13 protein-coding genes are annotated in these 21308 nt (G+C 54.9%); 4 read left to right on the plus strand and 9 right to left on the minus strand.

Annotated elements, in window-relative coordinates; genetic code table 11:
• Window position 1: 1 nt before the first annotated feature.
• On the minus strand, window positions 2–2275 hold the full coding sequence (gene katG, locus ABDW36_RS24110) for a catalase/peroxidase HPI (RefSeq protein ID WP_343704501.1): 2274 nt from the start codon (window positions 2273–2275) through the stop codon (window positions 2–4).
• Window positions 2276–2485: 210 nt separating this feature from the next.
• Here katG and ABDW36_RS24115 point away from each other — a divergent pair, with 210 nt between their 5' ends.
• Window positions 2486–3493 (plus strand): bestrophin family ion channel, encoded by a 1008-nt coding sequence (locus ABDW36_RS24115; protein ID WP_343704502.1) that lies wholly within the window; start codon window positions 2486–2488, stop codon window positions 3491–3493.
• 19 nt (window positions 3494–3512) lie between these two features.
• A complete protein-coding gene (locus ABDW36_RS24120; RefSeq protein WP_343704503.1) occupies window positions 3513–5090 on the plus strand; it encodes a Na+/H+ antiporter in 1578 nt (525 codons plus the stop codon).
• A 21-nt stretch (window positions 5091–5111) separates the two neighbouring features.
• Here ABDW36_RS24120 and ABDW36_RS24125 read toward each other — a convergent pair whose 3' ends face one another.
• From ABDW36_RS24125 to ABDW36_RS24140, 4 genes are read right to left on the minus strand one after another with little or no spacing between them, the layout of a single operon-like run.
• Window positions 5112–6218, minus strand: coding sequence for an alginate lyase family protein (locus tag ABDW36_RS24125; protein ID WP_343704504.1), 1107 nt, complete (start codon window positions 6216–6218; stop codon window positions 5112–5114).
• Window positions 6219–6272: 54 nt separating this feature from the next.
• Entirely contained in the window at window positions 6273–7868 is a 1596-nt protein-coding gene (locus ABDW36_RS24130; RefSeq protein ID WP_343704505.1) for a sialidase family protein, read from the minus strand.
• Window positions 7869–7885: 17 nt separating this feature from the next.
• Window positions 7886–9721 (minus strand): RagB/SusD family nutrient uptake outer membrane protein, encoded by a 1836-nt coding sequence (locus tag ABDW36_RS24135; protein WP_343704506.1) that lies wholly within the window; start codon window positions 9719–9721, stop codon window positions 7886–7888.
• An 18-nt stretch (window positions 9722–9739) separates the two neighbouring features.
• Complete coding sequence (locus ABDW36_RS24140) at window positions 9740–12862, minus strand: TonB-dependent receptor (RefSeq protein ID WP_343704507.1); 3123 nt, start codon at window positions 12860–12862, stop codon at window positions 9740–9742.
• A 685-nt stretch (window positions 12863–13547) separates the two neighbouring features.
• Between ABDW36_RS24140 and ABDW36_RS24145 the strand changes: the two genes are divergently transcribed.
• Entirely contained in the window at window positions 13548–13925 is a 378-nt protein-coding gene (locus ABDW36_RS24145; RefSeq protein ID WP_343704508.1) for a hypothetical protein, read from the plus strand.
• A 6-nt stretch (window positions 13926–13931) separates the two neighbouring features.
• Here the strand turns inward: ABDW36_RS24145 and ABDW36_RS24150 are convergent, their stop codons facing one another.
• The gene (locus tag ABDW36_RS24150) at window positions 13932–14294 is read right to left on the minus strand and encodes a hypothetical protein (protein WP_343704509.1); all 363 of its coding nucleotides are present in this window, start codon (window positions 14292–14294) and stop codon (window positions 13932–13934) included.
• Here ABDW36_RS24150 and ABDW36_RS24155 point away from each other — a divergent pair.
• Window positions 14283–14453, plus strand: a complete 171-nt coding sequence (locus tag ABDW36_RS24155) for a BBE domain-containing protein (RefSeq protein WP_343704510.1) — start codon at window positions 14283–14285, stop codon at window positions 14451–14453. The genes ABDW36_RS24150 and ABDW36_RS24155 overlap by 12 nt on opposite strands.
• Before the next feature lie 18 nt (window positions 14454–14471).
• Here ABDW36_RS24155 and ABDW36_RS24160 read toward each other — a convergent pair whose 3' ends face one another.
• From ABDW36_RS24160 to ABDW36_RS24170, 3 genes are read right to left on the minus strand one after another with little or no spacing between them, the layout of a single operon-like run.
• Window positions 14472–14948, minus strand: coding sequence for an isoprenylcysteine carboxylmethyltransferase family protein (locus ABDW36_RS24160; RefSeq protein ID WP_343704511.1), 477 nt, complete (start codon window positions 14946–14948; stop codon window positions 14472–14474).
• A gap of 40 nt (window positions 14949–14988) precedes the next feature.
• A complete protein-coding gene (locus tag ABDW36_RS24165) occupies window positions 14989–18057 on the minus strand; it encodes a PVC-type heme-binding CxxCH protein (RefSeq protein WP_343704512.1) in 3069 nt (1022 codons plus the stop codon).
• A gap of 28 nt (window positions 18058–18085) precedes the next feature.
• On the minus strand, window positions 18086–21295 hold the full coding sequence (locus ABDW36_RS24170; protein WP_343704513.1) for a polysaccharide lyase family 8 super-sandwich domain-containing protein: 3210 nt from the start codon (window positions 21293–21295) through the stop codon (window positions 18086–18088).
• Window positions 21296–21308 lie beyond the last annotated feature (13 nt).

Raw genomic sequence — 21308 nt, forward strand, 5'->3', positions numbered from 1 at the left:
GTTACTTCAGATCAAACCTGTCCAGCTCCATTACCTTGTTCCAGGCAGCTACAAAGTCTTTCACAAATTTCTCCTGCCCGTCTGCAGCGCCGTACACTTCCGCAACCGCTCTCAGCTCAGCGTTGGAGCCGAACACCAGGTCTGCACGGGTGGCCGTCCATTTCACGGCACCGGTGGCGCGGTCACTGCCTTCATACAGCTCCCTGTCTTCGCCCACTGCTTTCCAGGCCGTGCCCATGTTCAGCAGGTTCACAAAGAAATCATTAGTAAGCAGGCCGGGCTTGCTGGTGAAAACGCCGTGTTTGGAACCGTCATAGTTGGTGTTCAGCACGCGCAGGCCGCCTACCAGCACCGTTAATTCCGGCACCGTGAGCGTGAGCTGGTGCGCCTTGTCTATCAGCAGCGCTTCTGTGGGCACCGGCAGCCTTGATTTGCGGTAGTTGCGGAAACCATCTGCCAGCGGCTCCAGGTAGCCTACAGATTCTACATCTGTCTGTTCCTGTGAAGCGTCTGCACGGCCGGGCGTGAAGGGCACGGTGATGGTATGGCCTGCATCTTTCGCCGCCTTCTCGATAGCGGCGCCACCGGCCAGTACAATAAGGTCTGCCAGCGATACTTTTTTACCGCCTTTCTGCGCACCATTAAATTCCTGCTGGATGCCTTCCAGCGCGCTCAGTACTTTCTGCAGCTGCGGCGGGTTGTTGGCCAGCCAGAACTTCTGCGGTGCCAGGCGTACGCGTGCTCCGTTGGCGCCGCCGCGTTTGTCTGAACCACGGAAGGTGGAGGCGGAAGCCCATGCGGTAGATACCAGTTCTGATACGGTGAGGCCTGCGGCCAGTACTTTGGCTTTCAGTGCGGCAATATCAGCATCGTCTACCAGCGGGTGATCTACGTCAGGAATAGGATCTTGCCAGAGCAGCTCTTCCTGCGGCACGTCAGGGCCCAGGTAACGGGCGCGGGGGCCCATGTCACGATGGGTCAGCTTGAACCATGCGCGGGCAAAAGCATCTGCAAACTCTTCCGGGTGTTCCAGGAAGCGGCGGGATATTTTTTCGTAAATGGGATCGAACCTTAAAGAAAGGTCTGTGGTGAGCATGGTGGGGCGATGCTTCTTAGTGCCATCGTACGCATCAGGGATAATGTCTTCTGCGTTTTTGGCTACCCACTGGTGTGCGCCGGCCGGGCTTTTGGTGAGCTCCCATTCAAAGCCGAACAGGTTCTCAAAAAAGTTGTTGCTCCATTTGGTGGGCGTTTTTGTCCATATCACTTCCAGGCCGCTGGTAATGGTGTCTGCCCCTTTGCCGGTGCCGTAGCTGTTAGCCCAGCCCAGGCCCTGCTGCGCCAGGTCTGCCGCTTCAGGCTCTTTGCCTACATGAGTGGCAGGAGCGGCGCCATGGGTTTTACCAAAGCTGTGACCGCCCGCTATGAGCGCCACGGTTTCTTCATCGTTCATGGCCATGCGGCCGAAGGTGTCACGAATATCTTTAGCGGCGGCAATGGGGTCAGGGTTGCCATCTGGGCCTTCCGGGTTTACGTAGATGAGGCCCATCTGCACGGCAGCCAGGGGTTCTTCCAGGTTGCGGGCGTGGATCTTGCCGTCTGCATCATCATCTGAAGATACTACACCATGCTCCTTCGGCACGCCGGGAGAGCCGCCTGCATACCGGATGTCTCCGCCCAGCCAGGTGGTTTCGGAACCCCAGTACACATCTTCATCAGGCTCCCAGGCATCTTCACGCCCGCCCGCAAAACCGAAGGTTTTAAAGCCCATGGATTCCAGCGCTACATTGCCGGTCAGGATCAGCAGGTCTGCCCATGACAGGTTGCGCCCGTACTTCTGTTTAATAGGCCAGAGCAGGCGGCGGGCCTTGTCGAGGCTCACATTATCAGGCCAGCTGTTCAGCGGCGCAAACCGCTGCTGCCCGGAGCCTGCGCCGCCGCGGCCATCAAATACGCGGTAGGTGCCCGCACTATGCCATGCCATACGAATGAACAAAGGGCCGTAGTGGCCGAAGTCTGCCGGCCACCAGCTCTGCGAGTCCGTCATCAGTGCATGGAGGTCTTTCTTCACCGCCTCCAGGTCAAGTTGCTTAAAAGCCTCGGCATAGTTAAAATCTTCTCCCAGGGGGTTGGATTTGGGCGAGTGCTGGCGCAGGATGTTCACCTTCAGGTGGTTGGGCCACCAGTCCCGGTTGCGGGTACCGCCACCGCCAACGTTCTGCTTCATGCTCCCGTTGTGGAACGGGCATTTACTGATGTCTTGTGATTCTCCCATTGTTATTGAGTTTATATGGTCTTGAATAGATACTTGCTTGCACCTTGTCTGCGTGCAGATGGGTAAAAGTAGGACTTTATGAATATAATCATAATCTATTAATTCAATAATGAAATAGGTAAAATCTATTTATACGATTAACACCTGTTTTCCCGACCCTCTATGATAATTACGGTTATTTGCTAGATTTGTTCAATAACACCCAACCGTATGCACACCGGAAGAAGATACGCCCCCTACGATTTTTTTAAATGGACATTGCAGGATACCCTCTGGCTGCTTTTAATTGCCACCGTGCCTACTGTGCTGTATGCCGCCGGACTTCACTTCATTGCCCTGCCCTGGCAGCCCGTTGCCATACTGGGCACGGCGCTGGCATTTGTGGTAGGTTTCAAGAACAACGCCAGCTATGGCAGAATATGGGAGGCGCGGCAGATATACGGCGCTATTATCAATGACAGCAGGAGCTTCGGCTATACCCTGCGCGACGCGCTGGGCGGCAAACGGTCAGACACGGTGCAAAAGATGTTCTACCGCCATTTTGCATGGCTCACGGCCCTGCGCTTCCAGTTGCGGGAGCCGCGCAGCTGGGAGAACATGCAACGGCGCAATAACAAGGATTTCCGGGCCGGCCATTACACCATCCCTGAATGGGAAACCAGGCTGGATGACGAGCTGCGCAAGTACCTGGAGGAAGACGAATGGCGGTACATTCTCTCGAAAAAGAACCGGGCCACGCAACTGGTAGCCCTGCAATCCGAAACACTGGCGGCGCTGCGGAGAGACGGCGTGATCAATGACTTTCAGTGGACGGCGCTGCAAAGAGGCATTGCCTGTTTTACAGACGGCCAGGGCAAGGCAGAGCGCATCAAGAACTTTCCCTACCCCCGCAATTTTGCTTCCATCACCACCTACCTGCTAGTGATCTTTATAGTATTGCTGCCCTTCGGGCTGCTGCGGGAATACAGCATGCTGGGGAACGGCACTTTCCTGGAAGGCTATACCCTCTGGTTCAACATCCCTTTTTCCGCCGTTGCCGCCTGGGCCTTTCATGTGCTGGACAGCGTCGGTGAAAGCGCGGTGAACCCTTTTGAAGGCAGCGCTAACGACATACCGATCACACAGATCAGCCGCACCATAGAAATCGATATGCGTGACATGCTGGACGAGCCTTCGCTGCCGGAGCCCATTACGGCGCAGCATAACATTGTAATGTAAACAAATCACCACCACACACATGCTGGAGCACTTTCCATTTTACCTGGCCCTGATCGTACTCATCGTACTGCTGATCATGCTGGCCAACAAGATCAAGGTAGCCTACCCTGTTTTACTGGTACTGGCAGGCCTGGGCGTATGCCTGATACCCGGTACGCCGGTGCTGAAAATAGACCCGGAGCTGATTTTCATCATCTTCCTTCCTCCCCTGCTGTATGAAGCGGCCTGGGCCAATTCCTGGAAGGAGCTGTGGCACTGGCGCAGGATCATCGGCAGCTTTGCCTTTATAGTGGTTTTCCTCACGGCGGTATCTGTAGCGTTTGTAGCCAACTCCTTCATTCCCGGCTTCTCGCTGGCGCTGGGGTTTGTGCTGGGAGGCATCGTATCCCCGCCCGATGCGGTGAGCGCCGCCGCCATCCTGAAGTTTGTGAAGGTGCCCAAAAGAATGGCCTCCATCCTGGAAGGCGAAAGTTTACTGAACGATGCTTCGTCTCTCATCATTTTCCGTTTTGCCATGATAGCCGTGGCCACCGGGCAGTTCATCTGGTATGAGGCGGCGCTGAGCTTTGTGTGGATGGTGATTGGCGGCGTGGGTATAGGCCTGCTGGTAGGCCTCGTTTTCCTGAAGGCGCACAAGTGGCTGCCTACTGACGTGAACATGGACATTATTTTCAGCCTGGTAACGCCCTATGCCATGTATATAGCGGCGGAAGAGGTACATGCCTCCGGCGTATTGGCAGTAGTGAGCGGCGGGCTGTTCCTGTCTTACCACCGGCATGTGTTCCTGAGCAGCTCTTCCCGCCTCAAGGGCGAGAACGTGTGGCAGAGCTTTGTGTTTTTGCTGAACGGGCTGGTGTTTATGCTGATAGGGCTTGACCTGCCGGAGATCACGGCCGGCCTGCAAGATGAGGGCATTGGCTTTTATGAGGCCACGGCATACGGCCTGCTGATAACCGCGGTACTGATACTGGGCAGGATGCTGGCAGCCTTCGGGGCGCTCATTGTAACCAAAATTGCAAGCTATTTCATTACGGTGGCGGATAATAACCCCGGCACCAAAGCGCCGCTGGTAATGGGCTGGACGGGCATGCGCGGCGTGGTGTCCCTGGCGGCGGCCTTATCCATTCCCGTGGCACTGGATAACGGAACGCCCTTCCCTCACCGTGACCTGGTGCTCTACATTACCTTCATTGTGATACTGGTAACGCTCGTGCTGCAAGGCCTCACCCTGCCTGCGCTCATCAGGAAGGTAAAGCTGCCTGCCTTCAATGATCATCTGCCGGAAGCCGAAACCGAAAACCTGATCAGGGAAGAGCTGGCACGGGAATCTCTCGGTTACCTGACGCAGCACCATGCCACGGAGCTGGAGCAGAGCTTTGTGCTGCAAAAGCTCGCCAACCAGTGGCGCAACCAGCTGGAGTCTGATGAAACGCTAGCCATTCCGGCCAATATCAAGTCCATCTACAAAAAACTGCTGGACAACCAGCGCCAGCTGCTGCTGCGCAAGAACAAGGCAGAGCAACGGATAGATGAGGAAATTGTGAGGAAGTTCCTGCACCAGATCGACCTGGAGGAAGAGAAAATGAAACACGCGTAACTACGCTGCCTGCTGAATGGCTTAGCGGTAGCCCTTCAGCGAAACCGGCATCAGTGATGGGAACGTCCATGCAAAGTGGTGCTGCTCGTAGATGATTGGCTCATGCGGGCGGGTATATTTTTTGTACGTTTCATCTCCATAAATGCCGTACATGGCCGTAAAAAGATTGGCCGGCCAGAAGCCGATGGCGCCGGGTTTGCCCGTGTTCGGGTTCTTGAACCATTTCCACTCGTCAGGGTGCTGGTTGTAGTACAGCAGGTAATCCAGCGCGTTTTTGATAGACTGCTGGCCCTGCGCATACGTGAACAGGTCCTCTCCTGTTGCGTTGTAAACGATCCAGCAGGAGGCGGTGATGGGCGCCAGCGAAAAATACGTATACCAGATGCCGTTCTTTTCCCGGCGGGTCTCTTCAGGCATGCTGCCGTCAGCTGCTATTTTATGGAACAGGTCTGATTTGATGAGCCTTGCGTTTTCCGCCACATCTGCCGCATCATCCAGGTAATAAGCCGCCAGCAGCGAGCCCATGCGGCCCCAGTCTGCCCAGTTGTTCTTGCGGTTGCGGATGGAGTTGGCGGCCTTGCGGTACACGTTTTCCACCCATACGGCAAACAGCTCCCGGTCTGCCTTCTTCCATTTTTTGTAAGGCCTTATCAGCTCCGCGGCCATCATCAGCGACGTGCCGGAATAGCTCATTACCAGCGGGCCGTCAAAGTCAGAATACTTTTTGTTGATGGAAGCCCAGGCATTGAGGAAATACAGCGCCTTTTCCGCATATACTGATTTCCCGCTGAGCTGCCAGGCCAGCGCAGCGGCATAGGCGGAAAAACCGTCTTGCTGGATGGCCTGTGAATTGGCGCGGTGCTCTTGGGGTTTGATGTAATAACCGGGAACGCTGAAATCTGCCAGGGCGTGGTGCTGCACCTGCAGGATGGAATCCGCCTTATGTATGAGCTGAAGATATGCCGTGTAATAAGGCTCCCTTTTTTGTTTTACCTGTTCTTTTACAAAACTGATCTGGGCCTTCGGGTGCATGCCGCCGGGGTGGTCATAGGCCATGAGGGTGGCAGACAATAACAGGAATATTTTCGCCAGGATGAGGCGCGGGAAGAGCGTGGCTTTTTGTTTCATAACGTGAATTGTAAAGCCCTAAAATAATGGTTATTTGCGAAAATTTCAGGGCCATTACCGCAGCTCCTCCACTCCTACCGTTTGAAACACCATATCCGCCTCGCTGCTTTCATACAATATGCCGATGGTGTTTTCATCCAGACTTGTAAGACAGGAATATCCCCGGCTCTTCTCCTCGTCCAGCAGCACTTTGGCCGCCCATGTATTCCCGTTGTCATAGCTGACCTTGATGGTCATGTTCTTGCGGGCTGTTTTGGAATCGGGGTTGGAGAACAGCAGCATCGTTTTCCCTTTTCCGTCTGTATGGCGGATGATGCTGGCCATGCAGACGGGCTCCGGCAAAGCGTTGCGGGATGTGGGATGCACGCTCCAGGTCTCGCCCAGGTCTTTGGTAACGGCTACTACCCGCCCATTGGTGCTGCCGGTGTCTTTATTAACGCCGGAGCGCATGTTCAGCATAATGGAGCCGTCTGCCAGCTCTACCGCCATGTTTTCTGTAGTAGATTCCCGCGCGGCGCGGGTACCGGTTTTCCAGGTGTTGCCGCCGTCTTTGCTGTAGGAGATGGTGGAAAAGCCCTTGCCCGTATTGTCTCTGCCTTGCGTGGGAAATACGAGCGTACCGTCTTTCAGCGTGATGCCTTGCCCCGGTGCGGGCGCCCACAGCCACCAGTTTTCCTGCTTGCCCATGCGGGTGATGTTAAGGGGCTGGCTCCAGGTGGCGCCGTTGTCTGTACTTTTTGTAAGCAGGAACTGCGACGTTTGTTTCTCTCCATAACCCGGCTGAGAGCCTTTTGTTCTCCACTGATGGTTCCATACGGTGTCTTTCTCTGTAAGGCCTTCTACCCATTTACCATCTGTGTTGATGACGCCGTGCATCCACAGGCCGGCAATGTAGATGTTGCCGGAGTTGCGGTCTACCAGCACGTTGGCGTCTGACACGCCGTTGAATTTTTCCGGCAGGTTGCCCCAGGCGCCCATGTCCAGCACAATTTGCATGGGTTGCCAGGTTTTGCCTTTATCAAAACTCCGCTGCAGCCCGATGTCTATATTCCCCTGCAGGTCCCGGCCGGTTTCCCGGCGTACATCGTAAATGGCCAGCAGCGTGCCGTTTTTGGCGGTGGCCAGGCCGGGAATACGGTAGGTGTGCACGCCGTCTTGCTGATGCTGCCGCAGGGCTACACCGAAGCGGTGAGCATATGCGTCTGCCGGCAGTTTTATTGACCGGTTGCTGACCTGTACGGCGGCGGCGTTGATGTTCAGCCGGGCAGACAGGCGCACGCCGGCGGCAGGCGTCACCGTTACCCAAAAGTAGTTAGCGCCGCGTTGCAGGCCGGCATTACCTTTCAGCACAACCTTCCGGCCGGCGGGCGCTTCGGCAAACAATGTTTTACCTTTCATCTTGTCCGCTTTCAGCAGCGTGCTGTCTGTACCTGCGGCATACACCCGTATGTGCTGCAGGTGGCTGGCCGGGCTCTTCAGCTGCACTTCCACCTGTTGCAGGGTTTGATTGTCTGCCGCTGCGTCTACCCTGATGCGGATGACGGGATTGATTTCCTTACCGGTGAGCACCGGCACCTTGTATTTACGCTGCGCTGCCTCCTGCGCCGCCAGTGTGGCGGGCAGAAGGCAGTACAGCAGGACTGATGTCAATATCCTGGTTTGCATATTTAATAACCGATGGTTTGTACCATGTTCAAGTTTTTATTCACTTCACTCTGCGGCAGCGGGAGCAGGTAATACCGATCATACCAGAGGCGGGTGCTGGTGCGGGTACGCTCATAGAACGCCACGTCTCCGAGGTTCTGCCCGGTAAATACGTTCATGCCGTGGAAGTCTCCCGCCTGGCGGCCTTCCGCATCGTTGGCAATTTTCCAGCGGCGGAGGTCGTAAAAGCGATGCCCTTCATAGGCCAGTTCAATACACCGCTCCCGCCTGATGAGGGCGCGCATGGCGGCCTGGTCCAGCCCGGCGGCTATGGCCGGGATACCGGCGCGGGTACGTACGGCATTCAGGTAGGTCAGCACGTCTGCGTGACCGGGATTAGACTCGTTCAGCGCTTCCGCATAGTTGAGGTACAGCTCTGCCAGGCGGATGTACATGGCAGGCCGTACTACGTTGCCGGCGTTGGTTTGCAGGTTCCTGCTCACATTGGTGTTTTTACGCACCAGGTAACCGGTGATGGGGAACATGGTCTGGCTGCCATTGGCATTGCCTGAATTGCCGCTGGGCCAGAACTCCACGCGCGTGGCGCCGCTACGGGGCACAAACGGCACGGTGGAGCCGTTAAAGGTAACGTTTACATAGAACCTGGGCTCCCTGTTGATGTACATGTTGGAAGTGCCTGCAACATAGAACCCCGATTTGGCGGTATTGGTAAAGCCTGTTTCCACATAGTTGCTGCCGGCTTCTTCAATATTCTTCCCGTTGATCATCCTGTACTTGTCTACCATTTCCTGTGGCAGGGAAAGGCGGGCGTTGGTTTTGGTGCCGTTGGCTGCGCGGGGCGCGGCATCTTCTTCCCATACGGAATACCCTGTGTTGGTCCTGATCCAGATACCTTCATCCGCCCAGCCGGTCATGAACAGGCCGCGCAATGAATTGACCGCCGCCAGGAAGGGATCTGCGTTGGTTGCCTTGTACAGCTTCCTGCCACTGGCCTCCGCATGGTCTATGGCTGCCTTGGCGGCTTCTGCCGCTCTTGCCCATTTCTCCGGCGCCGCCGTTATGTTCATCAGCTGCCTGCCGTCTTTATTTTTGAACTCGGCAAAATCTGCGTTGCCGTTAAACAGGGGGCTGGCGTCAAACAACAGCACCTGGCTCTTTACGGCGTCTATAATGAGCTTGGTGATGCGCCCGGTTTGCGAAAGATCGTCCGCGCCGGAAGAGGGCACCACGTGTTTCTCCGGCACCAGCGCTTTGGCGGCATCCATCTCTGAAAGGATGTACTGTATGCATTCGCTCCAGGTGTTCCTGGGCAGTTGGAAATCATCGTCCACGCCCGCTATCTTGTCTCCTACCAATACCACCGGGCCGTGCAGCCTGATCAGCTGCCAGTAATAATATGCCCGCAGGAAACGGGCCTCGCCGGTATACTGGCGCACCAGCTCTTCGCCGTTCGGCTCCTTCATCAGGTTAGACTTGCTATTGTTTACATTGGCCATAAAAATATTGGCCAGCCTGATAGCCTGGTAATAGCCGGTGTACACGTTGATGCCGCTCTGGCTGCTCATGCTGCCCGCGCCGATGATCGAGGGAGAAGAAAGCTCCAGCTCGTCGCTCAGTTCGGCCAGGCCCCTGCCGGTTACGTTGCCGTCTGCCCACACATCAGGCAGGCGGTTGTATACGCCGGCCAGCCAGTGTTCCGTTTCCAGCTTGTTCTGGAACACCATGTCTATGGTCTGCAGGTCTTTGGGCGCATTGTCGAAAAAGCCCTTTTTACAGCCTGTGAACAAGACCACGGCAGTAATCATTAATGCTGTATAGTTGCTGATATAATGTTTCATGTTGAGATGCTTGTGCTGTTAAAAAGTTACCCTTACGCCAAAATTGTACGCCTTGATGTTGGGATAAGACTCGCCGCGCGTGTAATTGTTGGAGCTGGTGCCGGTATCATTCAGCTCGGGGTCCCAGTATTTCCATTTGGAGATGGTGATGAGGTTGGTACCGTTGATGAACATCCGCAGGTTTTTAATACCGTAGCGTTTCACCAGAGACGGGCTGAGGGTGTACCCTATTTCCGCGCTTTTCAGGCGGATGAAATCGGAGGGTTTGAGCCACCAGGTACTGTTCAGGTAATTGGAGTTAGGGTCCTGGTTGGTGTTGAGGCGGGGATAGAAAGCATTCGGGTTGGGATTTTCTTCCGTCCACCGGTCTGCCACCATTTCCATCAGCGCACCGCTGATGGCGCCTGAGTTAAAGGGCCTTGTACCATCTCCCAGGCCGTAGTTCAGGTATACCTTGCCGGTACCCTGGATGAAAGCGCCGATGTCGAAACCTTTATACCCGAAAGAGAGGTTCAGGCCGTACATCATTTTGGGCGTACCGGATACGTCTATACGCGCAATGTCATTCGCGTCTATGATGCCGTCTTCGTTCAGGTCTTTGTACTTGATATCACCGGGGCGGATATTGCCGGACTGTACCGCGCTCCTGTCTATTTCCGCCTGGTCTCTGAAGAGGCCTTCAGCAATGTAGAGGGTTTTGGCGTCTACCTCTTTCCCCTTCCACTCCATCCAGGGATAGCGTTGCGGCGGCAGGCCGTCTTCCAGGTTGGTGTTGCGGTTGTAGGTGAAGGTACCCGTGATGTCTACCCATTTCTGTTCAGACAGGGTTTTGCGGTAGGTCAGCGTTACGTCAACACCCTTGTTCAGCACAATACCGATGTTGCGCGTGGGGTTTACGCCGCCAAAGCCGGAAATGCCGGGAATGGTCTGGTCTGCCCGCAGAATGCCTTTGCGCATTTCACGGAACAGCTCTGTGACAATTTTAAGATCGTTGTTGAGGAAACCCAGTTCTATACCCAGGTTGTGGCGGTAAGAAGTTTCCCAGGAAGGGTCAGTAGCGATCTGCGATTCAGCATAACCGCTGTAGTTCGGGGAAAGAGAAGAAGGAATGCCGAACTGGTAACCCGAAGCCGCCGTTTTGGATAACTGCGTCAGGTAGAGGAAACGGGTGCTGAAACCGCCGTTGCCCGTGAGGCCGTAGCTGTAGCGCAACTTGAAGTACGGCATGAAATCGCTCAGCGGCTGGTAGAACTTTTCGTTAGACACTACGTACCCTACGCCCGCTGAAGGGAAGAACCCGTAGCGTTTGCGGGGACTGAAGTTCTCGGAGCCCGTATACCCAAAGTTGCCTTCCACGTAATAACGGTTGTCATACCCATAGGTAACCCTGCCCGTATAACCACGGTTGCGGAACGGTACGGCGGATGTGAACGTGTTGGCATTACCGTTAATATACTCCGACTGGTTAAACAGGAACAGGCCTCCAACTTCGTGTTTACCGAAAGTACGCCCGTAGTTCAGCGAAGCCTCGGAATACATGCGCCTCGTGGAGCCTCTTTCCGAATAAAAGCTCAGGGTACCGGGCGCATTGTAGGTGATCTCGGTGATCAGGTTGCCGTTGGCATCCCTGCCGGTTGCGTATTCCGCCGGCGTGTTCTTTGTGGTGGCAACAGTACCGTCAGTATAAATATCAAATGAGAACAACCCGGAAACAGAGAGGCCTTTGGTGATGGCATCCAGTTCCTGCTTCAGGCGCAGGCTTGGGCGGATGGTAGCTGTATAGTCATTGGCAGCGCCCACCGCAAAAGCGATCCTGCTGGGACTGCTGAAACCGCCGGGGTACATGGTGTAAGCGCCCGTAGAGTACCTGCCCGGCATCACATGCGGCGGCACGCGCAGCACCTGCAGAAACAGGTTGTTGTTGGAGTTGGTGTTGTCTCCGCCCCAGGAAGCGTTCCGCCTGCTGATAATGGAAGATATGTTCAGGTCTACCTTGGTGGTATTGGTTACGTTCACGCCTATGTTGGCCGTAAAATTATAACGCCTGTAATAAGATTTGGAGTCGTAACCCGTTTCTTCAGGGTCATTCTTAACCAAACCGGTTTCTCCGTAGTAGCCGGCGGAAATATAATAAGTAGCCTTATCTGAGCCTCCGCTGATATTGATGTTGGCGCGCTGCGTCATGCCGGATTTCCGGAAGATCTCATCGTACCAGTTCACATTGGGATACAGGTCAGGGTCTACGCCGGAGCGGTGCAGGTCAATGCGCTCATCCGTGTAGAGCGCGTTCCTGCCACGGGTGGTGAGCGCTTCATTATACAGCGTCATCCAGGTAGGCGCGTCCAGCGTTTTGGGCACCTGTACAAACTGGGTAACGCCCTGGTTCAGCTCCACTTTCACGGCCGGTTTGCCGGCTACGCCTTTTTTAGTAGTGATGATGATAACACCGTTGGCTCCGCGGGTACCGTATACGGCGGTAGATACCGCATCTTTCAGTACAGTGAACGTCTGGATATCTTCCGGGTCTACATCATTCAGCGCCCTGTCTGGCACCCCGTCAATAATGATCAGCGGCGTACGCACGCTGGTGCCGAAGGTAGACACACCCCTCACGAGGAAGCCGGAATTGTCCTGCCCCGGCCCGCCACCGCGGGAGGTGGTGATCATGCCCGCAATGCGGCCGCCCAGGGTGCTGGCAATATCCCGCACGGGCAGCTTGAGGTCTTCCGCATTGAGGGTAGACTGGGCGCCTATTACGCTGATCTTTTTCTGCTGCCCGTAGCCAACTATGCTAACCTCGTTGAGGCCGCCGGCGGCGGCTTCCAGCTTCACGTTCAGGTCTACCCTGTTTTTCACGGGGAACCGCACGGTTTTATAACCTACGTAAGAGAACTCCAGCGTATCTGCCGGGTTCACTGCAATGGCATACTTGCCGTCTACGTCTGACAGGGTGCCCAGGCGTGTACCCGAAATGCGGATGCTGACGCCTATCACCGGGGCATCCAGCTCGTCTGTGACCTTGCCGGAAACATTCAGTATCCTGTCCTGGCCATGTAAGTCCGGCGCAAGCAGCACCGTTAGAATAAAGAGGGAAAATATACTGGGTACGCGCCCGGTATAGGTGAGTAAATGTTTGATCATAACTGGAAGTTATAAATATTAAAGGGATTGGTACTTATGTAGTACATATCAAATATGCGGCAGTTTTTTGATTCATCCAAATACTTTTTGAAAATAGTTGTTGATTAACGGGGAAGTGTATTCTGTACGCATTGATAAGGGAATAGGAGAATGCGCCTGGGTGGGGGTTACTGCAGGGTGTTTGCGGTGCCTGACGGCTTGGAACTGATGAAGCTATTTTAATATGTAGTACATATATAAAAGGAGCTGGTTTTTATGCTGCCAGGGATAAGGCTCCCATTTGGCAAGCATCGTCTTTTTTTATACCTTAAATAACGATAAGTGCTCCTGCCATGAAAACGACCACCGATATTATAGAGAAACAACCAACCGAGGAGCCGTTGCAGCCCCCTGCTGGCAAGTGAACCGTTTCTTTAGAAAAAAGGAAATAGTAACGTTATGACACGCAAATCAGAAGATATACCCAAGTGGCGAAGGTATCTTGCAATTCTGATAGTTATCATCTTTATTCTGATGCTCCTATTTGCACCTGGTCATGATCATACTATAACAAAATTCCCCTCATTCAGACGTTAAAGCTGCTATATCACACTACGCTATACTGCTGTAATCACCCCTCTCCCATCAACCGTACACCACTTTGGTATGCAAATTGCTTTTTCATCTACATACCAAATCTGTCAGTATGAAATCGATACTAAAAATCATGGGCGCATTGTTGTTCACAGCACTCGTTATTACATCTTGCAGTAAAGACACAGACCCCGCGGATAGAGATATTTTTGCCGGGACGTTCAGGGGTAAAATAGGATACACTGATGCCGAAAAGAATATTTCTCAAGACAACGGCAGCGTGTTCGTTACCAAAATAGACACCCGGTATGACTTCCGTTTTTCAGACGGTATTCCGGACCTTACCGGCGTACAGTTTGAAAGAAAGGATGACAACACCCTGGTAAGCGTAGGCTCCGCCGGCACGGGACTGATCACTATCAATAAAGACAGGCTGGTAATAGGGTTTACGAGAGACGGCCGTTCATGGAGCGCGGACTGCGGCAGATAACGTTCATTATGGGTTGATGCGCAAGGCATCTTCCCATTTTAGTTTCCTTGGGTAGCCCCAGTCTTTTTTTGCAGGGTCACAAAAGTCGCCATAAGAGCGCATCTCTGCATAGAGCAAATTATGCATGGCCATCACTTTGGGCTGATATTCCTTCCTGTTTGCCAGGTCCTCCTTTTCAAAAGGGTCTTTGGCCAGGTTGAATAACTGCACAGGGTGTTGGCCATTCACATTGTACAGCACAAGCTTCATACTGTCTTTCACCAATGCTCGTTGTAAATTGGAATAAGTCATGAACAGCTGCTCACGCCCGTTGAAACGCTGCGTGCCAAAGGCGCCGATGTACAGGCAGACGGCTGCATGATCAACCACCCTGACACAGACGTTGCAGACCCGGCCTGGAACCAGTCTGGCGAGCCGTGGCATATGCTGTATTACAAGGAAAACTACCCGCGGTTGCAGCAGGTAAAGCGGAAATGGGACCCGCTGAAGGTGTTTCATCATGCTTTGTCTGTGAGACCGGGCAGCTAGCAGTTCTGTTGTATCTTACTAGAACCACCGCCTCACCCGCCGCCGGTAGTCATCGTATTCCTCCCCAAAATCCCGCCGCAGCCGCGGCTCTTCCCGGTACCGTACAAACAGGTAGAAACAGAGAAAGATCAGCGCAGCATATAACCAGAGATATATGTTCCCCCAGGCCATGGCCTCTCCCGCCAACGTCATCATCACACCAATATACATCGGGTTCCTTGAATACCGGTACAAACCGGCAATCACCAGTTTCTTCGTAGGATCTGCGGGAGATAGCGTGCCTGCGCCCTGTAAAGCGAATTGTACAATGCAGGCCAGCACCATTATCACCCCTGCTGCAAAAAGGACAATGCCTGGATAGTGAAGCCAGGGAGAAACCGGTGTAGCGCGGTGGCTGCGAACAATCAGCCAGGGAATCAACCCGGCCACCACACCGGGCTGTAAAATGGTGAACAGGAGGTTTCTGAGCAATAAGGACGTTGTTGTTTTCATCATCCCTGCCTTTTAGGGTCAGGTAAAGATAACGCCTCCCCGCCTACTTCTTCATGATGTACGCAAAAATATCTTTCACCTCCTGCTCGCTTAGCCTGTCGAGGATGCGCTCCGGCATAATGGACGTTGGCTGTGCTTTCATTTCCTTTACCTGGGAGGCAGGCAGCGTCATGTCTTTACCTGCCAAGGACTGCAGGGTGATGGCATCCCCGTTGCGGGAAACGATCTTTCCTTCCAGCGTGCGCCCGTCTGTGGTAATAACACGGTGTATCACGTATCCTTCCCGGATGTCTGCGTTGGGGTCTATGATATTGAGCAGCATGCTGCTGATGTTATCCCTGTCGTACCCCGTGAGATCAGGCCCGATGGCGCCGCCGGCATCGAACAGGCGGTGGCAGGCGCCGCAATTGTTCTGGTAGAGTATTCTTCCTTTGCCGACATCTCCCCCGCCGGCTTTGATGATCTTCACGTAGCGGGCCATGCTGGCGTTCTTTTCGGCGGCGGTAGCTACTTTGACGTTCGGCCACAGCCGGTTTACCCGCGTTGTGATGGCCTCATCTTTCAGTAGTTGCAGCTTGCGGGCGGCCTGTTCGCTCACATCCGCCGGGCTGATCACTTTTTGTGTTTCAATAGCGTCAAGGAAAGCGGCGGCCCACGCGGCGCGACTGGCCACCAGGTCTATGGCCGCATTCCGTACATCCTCATCTCCCCGCAGCTGCGGGTAGGCAGCTACTACGCGGGCGCCTATTTCAGGCGCGCTGAAGTACTGTAATGCCTGCAGGCCGGTTTGTTTCAGCGCGGCGGAAGCGCCGGCGGCGGTCACTACTTTGAGCAGGGCGGGTACTGCCTGCTGCTGCCGGGTTTCCCCCATGATCCTGATATATGCCAGGCGGTGGCGGGTGGCAGCTTTGGTATCCGTAATGGTTTTGATAGCTGCTGCGGTTGCTTTGGCGTTGCCCTGCTTGACCTCCAGCGCCAGCGGAGCGCCAAACAGCTCCGCCTGGTAGGGCTGGATGGCTTTGGCCAGCACAGGAGGCAGGGCATTGATATCTTTTCCCCGCAGGCCTTCGCTCAACCCGTCTATCAATATTTTCACCATGCTTTTTGAAGGAGCCAGCGCAAGCAGCCTGGCCACTGCGGCGTAGTTAGCTTCTCCGCCGGGCATTGCGTAACGCTGTACCAAACGCGGCAGAATGGTTTTCTGTACTACTTTGTTCTGCCATAAGCCACTGTTGCCGAACATGGCCAGTATTTGCTCCCGGTCTGTTTCCGCTTTGGCTTCCATGGCCCACCACGTGAGCAGTGGAATATCGGGGTCTTCCGCATCTTTGTTGTCTTTCAGCAAAGCGGTGATAACAGGTACGGCCACACTGCTGGGCAGCCGTTTGGCGGTAGCGGCCAGCTGGCTTCTTACTTCAGGGTGCTGCTCCTTTCTTGCCAGCCGCTCGAGCCCCTCCCCGGCCCTGACAGACACAGCCTTGCCGTCTCCCAACAGCCTCACTGCCCAGCTCCTTACATACGGGTCTTGATGCGCCAGGGCTTCAAGCGCCATATCGTCGGTAAACCCTTTGCTGCCGTGAATGGCCCAGAGCGCTTCCAGCGCGGCCTGCGGGTTGCCGGAACGGAGCAGGGGCAGCAAGGCGGGTATGGCCGATCTATCTGCCCGGTTGGCAAACTGCAGCTGCGCCTGCTGACGGAACCATTTATTCTCGTCCTGCAGCAGGGTGACGAGTTGAGGTATAGTATAGCGGCTCAAATCGAAACGAGGCACTGGGCGGTTTCCGCTTTTGCTGCGCAGGCGGTACACCCTGCCGGAAGATTTATGCCAGGTATCACGCGGGTCTACATGGGAAAGGCGGCTGTCATACCAGTCTGCCAGGTACACCGCGCCGTCCGGGCCGGTTTTGATGTTGACGGGGCGGAACCAGCGGTCATCTGTTTGCAGTACCTTGTCTTCGTCCACATTAGCGAATGACGAGCCTTTTGTTGCAAAACGCGTCAGCTGCACAAAGTTCAGCAACGGGTTAACAGCTATCATTTTACCGCGGTAACGCTCCGGCAGCGCGGTTTCTTCATAGCGCACCAGTGAATGGGTGAAGCGTTTCTTTTCCCCTGTAAGCGGCATACTGGGCAAATGGCCGAAGGTATAGGCGTTGGTATAGGGGCCGTGCTTGCCAAGGCTTTTCTGGTAATAGGCGCCCTGTTTGAAATAAGGACCGCGGTTGTAACCATTATCACCTGAAAAGAGCCTCCCCTTGCTGTCAAACTCCACGTTAAAGGTATTACCGCCGCCTTCAGCAAACACTTCAAACACCTGTGTATCCACATTGTACCGCCATACGGCCTGGCCCTGGAAAGCTATATTTTTAGAAACAGATGAACTTACGTTGGCGGTGGTAGTGCTGCCCTGCGCGCCGTACAGCCAGCCATCAGGGCCCCAGCGCAGGCTGTTGGCCACGGCATGGGTATCTTCCAGGCCAAAACCCTCCAGGCATACCTGCGGCGGGCCTTCAGGAATACCGTCGTTATTGGCATCAGGATAAGCAAGAAGATACGGAGGGTTGAGCACCCAGACCTTACCACGTCCCGTTTGTACACTCGTGGCAATATTCAGTCCCGTAACGGCATCCGTCGACCTGTCGAAAGTACCGTTACCGTCCGTATCTTCAAAGATGGTGATCTTGTCTGCGCCCTTCACGCCTTGCGGCGGGGCGGCGGGAATTTTATCGAATTTTATGCGCAGGTAGTTGTCTATGCTGCTTACTTTCAGTCCCTGCGGGTAAGGGTACTGGTGATACTGCACTACCCACAGCCTGCCGCGGTGGTCAAAGCTCAGCTCTACCGGCTGCACCACCTGCGGTTCAGCCAGCACCAGGTCCAGCGCAAGGTCTGCCGGGTACTTAAAATGCGCCAGCGCATCTTTAGGCGCTGTAGGCTCCGAAGAATCGCTCAGGGCGCCTACGCCGCTGAACTGCTGCATGTAGCGGGCTACATCTTCATTATCACTTTCCGGCAGCAGTGAAGCCGCTTCCTTTTTAGTGTTCTTTTGCTGACAGGCCGTAAGGGCCGCCATGCCCAGGCATAGCAGCCAGGCTCTGAAACTCAGGTTCATTTTTTATGCTTTAATAACAACGTCCGTTTTATTGTTTGATGAACAGGCTCCTTTCCTGCAGCCCGGCTCCATCCAGTACCAGTACATAACTGCCGGGCGGCAGGCTTGCTACGTCTACCGCCTGGCGGTTATACCCCTTGTTTACCGTGATGCTTTTCACGAGCACCGCGGCGCCCTGCATGTTGAATACCCGGATGTAGGCCGCCCCCGCCCGGGTTGCGGTGAAGCCGGTCTCCAGTTGACGGGAAGCAGGGTTCGGGAACAGGATGAACGACCGGTCTTCAGCTGGCTTCACGGCCAGGGCAGCCAGCGTTTGCGCCCGTTGCAAAGCTTCCGGCACTTTCAGGCGGATGGTTTGCGCAAAGCCGTGTTCCAGCGTAAACACCGCGGTAGTGGTGGTGGCTTGCTGGGTGATGGCTGCGCCGGGAAGGTTCTCCACTACATCCCAGTTGCCGTTCAACACCAGGCTCACCGTGCGCGGCTGTGTTTTCCAGTAATTGTCAAATGCAGTGGTAGTTTGAATGTTCATATCCGGCGAGTTGATGTTGAGGGTGATCTCGTCGCCGTTTTCCTGTATGCCCACAATGCAAACGGACGATACGCTTTTGATATGCCCGGTATTGACGGCGGTATTGGCTTTGAAGAACACATATCCTGTGAGCGCAGCCGGGTGGTACTTCACAATATGCATGGTATCTGTTTGCCGCAGCACGCTGTACACCGTGCCGCCAGCCAGCTGCGGAGCCAGCGCCTGCATGGCGGCAGGCGTGGTGCCGGGTACGGCTACAAAATGATACTTCGCATTCACAGGATTGACGCCATGGTTCATCCAGGCTTTGCTGGCATAAGCAGACTCGAAAGAATTGGGCAGGCTCTGGTTTGCCACCGTTTCTCTGGGTGTAGACTGCAGGCCTCTCACCACCTGCACCGTACCGTTGCCCTGCGGCACGTAATACCCCGTGGTTTGCGCGTTCAGCAGCCAAAGGCCGGCGGTTTGCGTATCAAAAAGCTCGTCATAGGGATGGGTAGACAGCGGCGTGGTGCTGTTCACGTAAATATCTCCGATGCTGGTTTTGTTGATGGTCTGAAAAAGATTGGTAGCCACGTTCCCTAACCCGTTGAGGGCGTTGATGCTGCTGCCCAGGCACACGAGTATGGTGTCAAAGGCAAACACGGATTTTTTGGCTTTCAGTCTTGACGGGCTGTAGTTGCCATTGGCGCGTTCGTCAAGGTTGAGGCCGAATATGCCGTTTTGCCCGAGGGACAAGGAGCCGGCAAAGTTGTTATTCTGAAACTCCATGGCAGTGGTTTTCACCGGCTGCAGGCCCAGGAAGTCGGGGAAGTGAACGGTGGTGGTGCCGGGCATCACGTTCCAGTCCCAGCCCTTGCCGGCCAATGTATATCCCGTAGCCGCCAACGTGGTGCCGTAGAGCACTTCCAGCGTGCCGTAACTTTGGTAACGCCCGTAGCGGTTCTCCGCGCTGTATATTTCCGCGCCGAATATCTTGCTGGTAAAACCCCGCATCACGGCTACCCAGCTCCTTTTCCGCTGAATGCCCAATGCACCGTAATTGTATTGATAAAAGCCGTCTGCGGATACAGCAGGTACAGGGAAGGTGGTGGTGCCGGTTACAGCGTTGTAGAAGGCGCCCATCACCGGGTCTGCCGTGGTGTTTTTAATATCCCCGCCAATCTGTGCAAACTGCTGAAACTGCGCCAGGCTCACGGGCAGCGCAGCCGGAAAAGGATTGCGGCCAGACTCGGCATGTGCAAACAGCACGCCGCCGGAAGAGCCTGCCAGCAAGTATTTAAAGCCTGTGCTGATGTTTTCGTACGAAGCGAGGTTGACGCGGTACACGGTGCCTTTCAACCGGTCTGCCATTTCTATCCACCGGCCCCAGGCGCCCATGTAGCTGGTGTGCTGGGAGCCGTGATGATACCCTACGCCATCCGGCTTCATACCGTCCCTGCCGCCAATGCCGGGCACGGTATTGCGTTCCAGGAAACGTTTCACCATTTTCAGGTCTCTCACGGCCACGTTGTCATCCGTATTGGCCAGCGCCAGCTCAAACAGGAAGGCAATGCGGATGTTGAGATAATCAACGCTGTAACCTTCCGTGAAAGTGGCGCCGTATATCACGCTGTATTCATTGCTCCATTTGAGCATGTTCAGCACTTCTTCCCGCAGCGCGGCCGGGTAAAACGTCAGCGCTTCCAGGAAACCCACAGGGAAGGTGCGCGCGTTGGGATAAGAATTTGTTTGCAGTACAATTCTCCCGCCTTCCGCCAGGCCTTCACTCAGCAAATACCGGGTGAACAACAGCAGTTTGGCCTCTGCGTCTGCATCACCCTTGTTGGCCGCCCTTGCCAGCGCGGCCACATGATTAGACAACAGCACCAGCGTAGCGGGCTGGTAAATGTTGGAAATGCCTGCGCCGTTGAGGCTGCCGTCTGCATTCACTGTGATCTGGCAGGCCGTTACATAGTTTTTGGCGGCGGTAACAGCGGCGGCGGAAGTGTCTGGAACGGGGCGGGAAAAACGGCTTCTCAACACCGCAAGATCTGCCAGCTCCTGCGCGGTGGCCGTGGTAACGGGCAGGTCTGGCCCGGCTTTCCAGTTCTCCAGCACATTCATGTAAGGCGCGTTGGTAACGTGCTTGCGGAAGGCTGTATAGTCAGGCCACACATGAGGGCCGGGTATGCGTACATTGTTATCTCCGATAATAGTGGCCTCGTCTATGTAAACAGTGCAGGTATTGGCAGGGTTTTGCGGGCGAAAGGTGATGCGCATCTCTTCCAGATTGAAGCCCGGCAGGCCCGCGCTGTTGCCGTAGTCATAGTAATAGGAACGGTGAAACTCCCGCCAGCCTGAAAAGTTGAGCAGCATTTTGGCTTCGCGGCGGATGGCGCCGGTTTCGTCAAGGAACTGGAACAGCAGCGTATCTTCCGATGCCTGCGGCACGTAGAAGAATATTTGCGCCTGACCGGTGGTGGCATTGCCCACTTCGGCGGAAGGAATGCCCAGCGCTGATGCGCTGAGGTAGTTGCCGCTCGCCGCCTTCCACAGCAGGGCGTGGCCGCCTGCCTTTACATGTTCGCTGCTGCGCGCCAGCGGCGTGTCTGAATTGGTTTGCCAGTTGACGGGAATATCGTTGTCAAAAGACACGGACCGTTGCTGGGACGAAGCGGGACCGCACACTGCCAACATCACTGTCAAAGTCAGTAAAATTGTTTTCATAGCGGATACGTTT

The sequence above is a fragment of the Chitinophaga sp. genome, assembly GCF_039596455.1.
Lineage (GTDB): Bacteria > Bacteroidota > Bacteroidia > Chitinophagales > Chitinophagaceae > Chitinophaga.